The organism is Streptomyces sp. SID14478, from assembly GCF_010548525.1.
In the GTDB taxonomy this organism is placed as follows: Bacteria; Actinomycetota; Actinomycetes; order Streptomycetales; family Streptomycetaceae; genus Streptomyces.
This window is the reverse complement of record NZ_JAAGMG010001391.1, coordinates 1-6,516: the sequence shown is the minus strand read 5'-3', so window position 1 is coordinate 6,516 and position 6,516 is coordinate 1. Positions and strand designations below refer to the sequence as shown.

The following is a 6,516-nucleotide window of genomic DNA, read 5'->3' as shown; positions in this document are numbered from 1 at the left end:
CGGAGCGCGCGCTGATCGGCTCGCCCGCGGACGGCGCGTCGTTCGCCGCCGCGGCCGATGCCGAGCTCGCGGCCGCCGAGCCGCTGCCGCACAACGCGTACAAGGTGCCACTGATGCGCAATCTCGTCGTGGCGATGCTCACCGAACTCAGCGAGGAGTCGATCCGATGACAAGTGCGTCCACCACGGCGAAGCCGGACGCGGTCGGCGTCGCGCACACCCGCGTCGAGGCACGCGACAAGGTCACCGGCGCCGCACGGTACGCGGGCGAGATCCCCTTCACCGAACTCGCCTACGGCTGGCTGGTGTTGTCGACCGTCGCCCGCGGACGCATCCGCCGCATCGACGAGGAGTCCGTGCGCGGCATGCCCGGCGTGCTGACCGTCCTGACCCACCACAACGCGCCGCGGGTGCGGGACGACGTCGTCGGTGCGCTCGGCCGCCCCGACCCGATCGTCGAGGTCTTCCAGCACGACCGGGTGCCGCACGCGGGCTGGCCCGTCGCCCTGGTCGTGGCCGAGACGTCCGAGCAGGCGCGGGAGGCGGCGGAGGCGCTCGTCGTCGAGTACGACCAGGAGCCGCACGACGTCGCCTTCGCCGCCGGCCGCGCCGGTGTCTACACCCCCGAGGACATGGAGGCCGCCAAGGGCGACCTGGAGGCCGAACTCGCCGCGTCCGCCGCCATGGTGGACGCCGCGTACACGACGCCCGAGCAGCACCACACGGCGATGGAGCCGCACGCGGTGACGGTGCGCTGGCACGACGGGCGGCTGGAGCTCTTCGACTCCAACCAGGGCAGCAAGTGGGTCGCCGACGACCTCGCCCACCTCTTCTCCCTCGACCTGTCCGCCGTGCACGTACGCTCCGAGCACGTCGGCGGCGCCTTCGGCTCCAAGGGGCTGCGCGCGCACCACGTGGCCGCCGTGATGGCCGCGACCGAGCTGCAGCGGCCCGTGCGGCTGGCGCTGACGAGGCGTCAGGTGTTCGCGACCACCGGCTACCGCAGTCCCACCGCGCAGCGGGTGCGGCTCGGCGCGGACCCGGACGGGCGGCTGCGGGCCTTCGGGCACGAGCACCTGAACCTCACCTCGAACCTGCGGGAGTTCGTCGAGGGCGGCGCCGGGTTCGGGCGCACGATGTACGAGGCCGAGGCGCACCACACCGTCAACAAAGTGGTGCCGGTCGACGTCGGCACGCCCACCTGGATGCGGGCACCCGGCGAGGCGCCGGGCTCCTTCGGCGTCGAGTCGGCCCTCGACGAACTCGCCGAGCGGCTCGGCATGGACCCGATCGCGTTGCGCGCCCGCAACGAGCCGACGGTGGGCCCGATCTCGCGTCTGCCGTTCAGCAGCCGCAACCTGCTCGGCTGCTTCGAGGAGGGCGCGCGCCGCTTCGGCTGGGCCGAGCGCGATCCGCGTCCGCGGGTGCGTCGCGAGGGCCGCTGGCTGATCGGCACGGGCACGGCGGCGGCCACGTTCCCGGCCGGCGTGGCTCCCTCCACGGCGTCCGTGACCGCGGAGGCGGACGGCACCTTCACCGTGCGGATCACCGCGGCCGACGTCGGTACCGGTGCCCGCACCGCCCTCGCGCTGATCGCCGCGGACGCCCTCGACGTGGCGCCCGAGCGGGTGCGGGTGCGGATCGCCGACAGCGACTTCGGCAACGCCTGGGTGTCGGGCGGCTCGATGGGCACCCGGTCGTGGGGCTGGGCCGTCATGGCGGCCTCCCGCGAACTGCGCGAACGCCTGCCGCTCGCCCCCGGCGAGATCCCGCAGGAGGGGATCACGGCCCGATCCGACACCACCGAGCTGATCGCGGCGCTCGCGCAGAAGGAGCGTTACTCCTACGGCGCACAGTTCGCCGAGGTCGCGGTGGACGTGGCCACCGGAGAAGTGCGGGTGCGCAGGCTGCTCGGCGTCTTCGCCGCGGGCCGGATCATCAACCCGCTCACCGCGCGCAGCCAGTTCGTCGGCGGCATGACGTGGGGCATCTCCATGGCGCTGCACGAGGAAGCGGTGCGCGACCAGGAGTCCGGCGGGCACGTCGGCGCCGACCTCGCGGGCTACCACGTCGCCGCGCACGCCGACGTGCCGCAGATCGAGGCCGCGTGGGTCGACGACCCGGACCCCGACGACCCCGTCGGCATCAAGGGCATCGGGGAGATCGGCATCGTGGGCACGGCCGCCGCGATCGCCAACGCGGTGTGGCACGCGACCGGCGTCCGCCAGCGCGATCTGCCGATCCGGCCCGACCGGGTGCTGCTCGCCGAGGCCGGGCGGGACGCGTCGGATGCTTGACCTCGCCGCCGAGCTGAGCGAATGGGCCGCGCAGGGCCGGGAGTTCGCCGTCGCCACCGTCGTCTCGGTGAGCGGCAGCGCACCCCGCCCGCCCGGCGCGGCCCTCGCCGTCGACTCCGCCGGGGAGGTCATCGGCTCCGTCTCCGGCGGCTGCGTCGAGGGCGCGGTCTACGAACTGTGCGTCGAGACCCTGCAGGACGGCTCGGTGCGCAGGGAGCGGTTCGGGTACAGCGACGACGACGCGTTCGCCGTGGGTCTGACCTGCGGCGGGGCGGTGGAGGTGCACGTCGTCCCGGTGCGCCGCGACGCCCCGTCCCGTGCGGCGCTGCAGACGGCGCTCGCCGCGGCGGCCCGCGGCGAACCGGTGGCCCTCGCCCGGGTGCTCGACGGACCCGGTGAACTCGCGGGCACCGGCGGCCTGATGGCGGTGCGGCCCGACGGGTCGTACGACAGCGCTCTGGGCTCGGGCGACGATCCCGGGCTCGCCGCGCAGGCCCGCGCCCTGCTCGACCTCGGGCGGACCGGGGTGTGCGAGGTGCCGGAGAGTTCGGCGCGGTGCGGCGGCGACGTCTGCCTGTTCGTGGAGTCGAGTGTGCCGCCCGCTCGGATGATCGTGTTCGGGGCGGTCGACTTCGCGGGTGCGCTGGTGCGGGTGGGCAAGCTCCTCGGCTTCCACGTGACGCTGTGCGACGCGCGGGGCGTGTTCGCGACGCGGGCCCGCTTCCCGGAGGCCGACGAGGTCGTCGTCGAGTGGCCGGACCGCTACCTGCGCGACACCGCCACGGACGAGCGGACGGTGCTGTGCGTCCTGACGCACGACGCGAAGTTCGACGTACCGCTGCTCGAAGTGGCCCTGCGGCTGCCCGTCGCGTACGTCGGCGCGATGGGCTCGCGCCGCACGCACGACGACCGCCTGACCCGCCTGCGCGAGAGCGGCCTCACGGACGGCGAACTGGCCCGGCTGCGCTCACCGATCGGCCTGGACCTGGGCGGCCGGACGCCCGAGGAGACCGCGATGTCGATCGGGGCGGAGATCGTCGCGGTGCGGCGGGGCGGCAGCGGGCTGCCGCTCGCGGGGGAGCGGGGGCCGATCCACGGCGCGACCGGCTGAGGTCCCTTCGGTTCCGGTCGGCTCCGGCCTGTTCCGACGGGACCACGTGCACGGGTCGCGCCGCCGTCCCTTCCGACGAACAGGGGGCGCGGTCATCGGGCGCGCGGCGTGCCGGGACCGTGGCGCGCGCCCGACGTCGTGGCGTGAGGCCGTCGGCCCGGTGTCAGGCGCCCTGCACGAGCTGGATCAGGTTGCCGCAGGTGTCGTCCAGGACCGCGGTGGTCACCGGGCCCATCTCCAGGGGTTCCTGGGTGAAGACGACGCCGAGCCCGAGCAGCCGGTCGAACTCCGCCTTGACGTCGTCCACCGCGAAGGCGGTGGCCGGAATCCCGTCCGCGACCAGCGCCGTCTTGTACGGCCCCACCGCGGGATGGCCGGAGGGCTCCAGGAGGAGTTCGGTCCCCTCCGGGTCCTCCGGCGAGACCACGGTCAGCCACCGTGCCTCGTCGCCGAGGGGGACGTCGTGCTTCTTCGTGAAGCCCAGGACGTCGGTGTAGAAGCGCAGCGCCTTCTCCTGGTCGTCGACGAAGACGCTGGAGATGTGGATCCTCATGCGGTGTCCTTCGGTGGGCCGGGCCTGAGCCACCGGGTGACGATGAGCTCAAGGGGTGCGGTGTTCAGGTCGTGGAACTTGTAGCGGCCCTCGCGCCGGGTGCGGAGCAGGCCCGCGGACTCCAGGACGGCCAGGTGCTGACTGATCGCCTGGCGGGACAGCCCCAGACCGTGCCTGGCCAGCAGCCGCCCACATATCTCGAAAAGGGTCTGGCCGTCCCGTTCCACCAGCTCATCGAGGATGTGCCGGCGGGTGGGATCGGCCAGAGCCTTGAAGACGTCCTCCGCCATGCCCGTCACCATAGGCAAGTGGACACTTGCCTATCAAGTCGGCTCCCGGGGCTCAGCGTCCGAAGTTGGCGGCGATCCGCTGCTGGATGTAGTCGGCCGCCGTGATCGGCGGGTAGCGGCCCGCCGGGCCCTCGATCACCACGTCGCGGTCGGCCTGCGCGAAGAACGCGATGCTGTAGCGGGACGAGCGGTCCTCGTCCGGGCCGGGGGACCTGACCCGGTGGAAGTTCGACGGCAGCAGGTCGTCGCTCCACCGCATCAGCATGTCCCCGATGTTGCAGGTGATGACGGAGTCGGCCGGCTCGACCGGCGTCCACTCCTGCGCCTTTGCCTCCTTGCCGGGGCACACCTGCAGCCCGCCCTGTCCGTCCCGCTGGAACAGCAGCGTCAGACAGTCGAAGTCCGTGTGCGCGCCTGCCCGCCACACGTTCGCGGGGACGACGAGGTCCTGCGGCACGGCGAAGTAGTGCAGCATCCGCAGCGTCGACTGGTACTGCGCGCTCGCCGGGTCGTGGGCCCGGGCGAAGAACCCGTCGGGCAGCCCCAGCCTGTCGGCGAAACACGACAGGACCCGCATCGCCAGCTCCCGGCACCGCGCCTCGAACGCGAGCGTGCTCTCCCGGAACCCGGGCAGCACGTCGACGGGCCACAGCCCGTCCATGTGCGGCCGCGTCAGCTGGTATGACTCCTTCTGGTCCGGCGTCCCGACCGAGGGGCGGACCTGCGTCAGCGACTCCCAGCCCGAGTTGAGCCCCTTCTTCAGTCCGTGCCGGGCCTTCGTCTCCTCGGGCAGCGCGAAGAAGCGCGCGGCGTCGGCGAACGCGCCGTCCACCAGCTCCTGTTCGATGCCGTGGTGCACGAGCTGGAAGAAGCCGATGTCGGTGGCGGCCGTCCACAACTCCTCGGTGATCTGCGCCCGCCGGGCGTCGAAGTCGGTGAGGTCGATGCGGCGGATCTCCCGGGCGGAGGTCTCCGTCCCGGCCCCGCCCATGCGGGTCTCCTTCGCCAACTCGGCCAAGGCGTACGTGGGTTCACTCATCGCGGCACTCGCTCCTCGAAGCGGTCGTGGGCTCCTCGGGACGCAGTCACCGCCCCTGCGCTCCCCACCGCGGGCGCTCAGAGGCCCGCGGGCACGGTCGCGGCGGACCCCTTCGCGGGCCCGGCGCCGTGGGCTGGCACGGACCCCGGCGCAGTGGCGGGGTCCGTACGCGATGGGTCCAGCCTGCCCGGCGGGTGTTTCCGCCGGGCATCACGGTGTTACGCCGCCGTAAAGCCGAGCCCGGCCGCCAACTCCCGCGACGACAAACGGACGTGCTCCCCGTCGCGGACCAGCACCTCGCCGCCGACCAGGACCGCCGCCACGGTCCGGGGTCCCGCACACGTCAGCAGCGTGGCCCCCGGATCGCGTACGGGAAGGCAGGCGTAGTCCCGCGCGAAACGGTGCAGGACGAGATCCGCCTGCATGCCGACCCGCACCCCGTCCGGGCGGGGCTCCAGGCCCAGGACCTCGTTCGCGCCGTTCGCCGCCATGGCGAACATCTCCGGGAACCCGAACAGGTCCGCCTTCTTGTGCGCGACCCGTTGCAGGTACGCGCCGATCCGCAGCGCCTCCAGCATGTCCTGCGTGTCGTTGCTGGCCGCGCCGTCGACGCCGAGGCCGACCCGCACCCCGGCGGCCAGCATGTCCGGCACCGGAGCGATCCCGCTGCCGAGGCGCATGTTGCTCAGCGGGTTGTACGAGACGCCGACGCCGTGCCGGGCGAGCGTCGCGCGGCCCGCCGCGTCGAGCTCCACGCAGTGCACCGCGAGCAGCCGCTCCCACAGGAAACCGGCCCGCTCCAGATACGTGACGGCCCCGACTCCCTTGTGCTCGCGGCACATCGCGTCGTCCGTCGTCGTCTCCAGGAGGTGCAGCGAGACGGGCAGCCCGCGCTCGTCGGCGTAGCCGCGCACCGCCGCCATGCCCTCCTCGGTCAGACAGCGCGGATTGGGCACGGCGAGACCGACCCGGACGCGAGTGCCGTGCGCCGCCGCGCTCAACTCGTCCGTGTGGGCGAGCGCCTCCTTGAGCGGCTGCATCAGACGCGGGTCGAAACCCCACCTGCGGCTGCGGTCGGCACGGTCGGCGACGCCCCGGCACAGCACGGCCCGTACGCCGCTGTCGCACAGCGCCCGCAGCACCGCGTCGTGCACCTCGGGCGACGGGTGCGGCCACATGTGCTCGACGAGGGTGGTGGTGCCGCTGCGCAGCGCCTCGGCTGCGGCC

The 6,516-nt window shown here is 73.4% G+C and carries 6 protein-coding genes and 1 pseudogene; 3 read left to right on the top strand and 4 right to left on the bottom strand.

Features of this window, described 5'->3' with window-relative positions; all coding sequences use genetic code 11:
• The 3 genes and pseudogenes from G3I40_RS47800 to G3I40_RS44230 form a co-directional block, all read left to right on the top strand.
• Positions 1 to 170: pseudogene (locus tag G3I40_RS47800) on the top strand (xanthine dehydrogenase family protein subunit M); the annotation flags it as partial.
• Positions 167 to 2,296, top strand: coding sequence for a xanthine dehydrogenase family protein molybdopterin-binding subunit (locus tag G3I40_RS44235; protein WP_164560430.1), 2,130 nt, complete (start codon positions 167 to 169; stop codon positions 2,294 to 2,296). The pseudogene G3I40_RS47800 and the gene G3I40_RS44235, both read left to right, overlap by 4 nt.
• A complete protein-coding gene (locus G3I40_RS44230) occupies positions 2,289 to 3,407 on the top strand; it encodes an XdhC/CoxI family protein (RefSeq protein WP_164560429.1) in 1,119 nt (372 codons plus the stop codon). Before G3I40_RS44235 ends, G3I40_RS44230 begins: the two co-directional genes overlap by 8 nt.
• A gap of 163 nt (positions 3,408 to 3,570) precedes the next feature.
• Here G3I40_RS44230 and G3I40_RS44225 read toward each other — a convergent pair whose 3' ends face one another.
• The 4 genes from G3I40_RS44225 to G3I40_RS44210 form a co-directional block, all read right to left on the bottom strand.
• Positions 3,571 to 3,960 carry a VOC family protein gene (locus G3I40_RS44225; protein ID WP_164560428.1) on the bottom strand — a complete coding sequence of 130 codons (390 nt, stop codon included), beginning with the start codon at positions 3,958 to 3,960 and terminating at the stop codon, positions 3,571 to 3,573.
• Positions 3,957 to 4,250 (bottom strand): metalloregulator ArsR/SmtB family transcription factor, encoded by a 294-nt coding sequence (locus tag G3I40_RS44220; RefSeq protein ID WP_164560427.1) that lies wholly within the window; start codon positions 4,248 to 4,250, stop codon positions 3,957 to 3,959. Before G3I40_RS44220 ends, G3I40_RS44225 begins: the two co-directional genes overlap by 4 nt.
• Before the next feature lie 52 nt (positions 4,251 to 4,302).
• The gene (locus tag G3I40_RS44215) at positions 4,303 to 5,289 is read right to left on the bottom strand and encodes an isopenicillin N synthase family oxygenase (RefSeq protein WP_164560426.1); all 987 of its coding nucleotides are present in this window, start codon (positions 5,287 to 5,289) and stop codon (positions 4,303 to 4,305) included.
• Between the two features lie 218 nt (positions 5,290 to 5,507).
• On the bottom strand, positions 5,508 to 6,516 hold a 1,009-nt coding region (locus G3I40_RS44210), incomplete at its 5' end, for an amidohydrolase family protein (RefSeq protein ID WP_164560425.1).

Excerpts from the sequence above, each read along its gene's own strand:
- G3I40_RS44235 (WP_164560430.1), top strand. The coding sequence starts at position 167 with ATGACAAGTGCGTCCACCACGGCGAAGCCGGACGCGGTCGGCGTCGCG.
- G3I40_RS44230 (WP_164560429.1), top strand. The coding sequence starts at position 2,289 with ATGCTTGACCTCGCCGCCGAGCTGAGCGAATGGGCCGCGCAGGGCCGG.
- G3I40_RS44225 (WP_164560428.1), bottom strand. The coding sequence starts at position 3,960 with ATGAGGATCCACATCTCCAGCGTCTTCGTCGACGACCAGGAGAAGGCG.
- G3I40_RS44220 (WP_164560427.1), bottom strand. The coding sequence starts at position 4,250 with ATGGCGGAGGACGTCTTCAAGGCTCTGGCCGATCCCACCCGCCGGCAC.
- G3I40_RS44215 (WP_164560426.1), bottom strand. The coding sequence starts at position 5,289 with ATGAGTGAACCCACGTACGCCTTGGCCGAGTTGGCGAAGGAGACCCGC.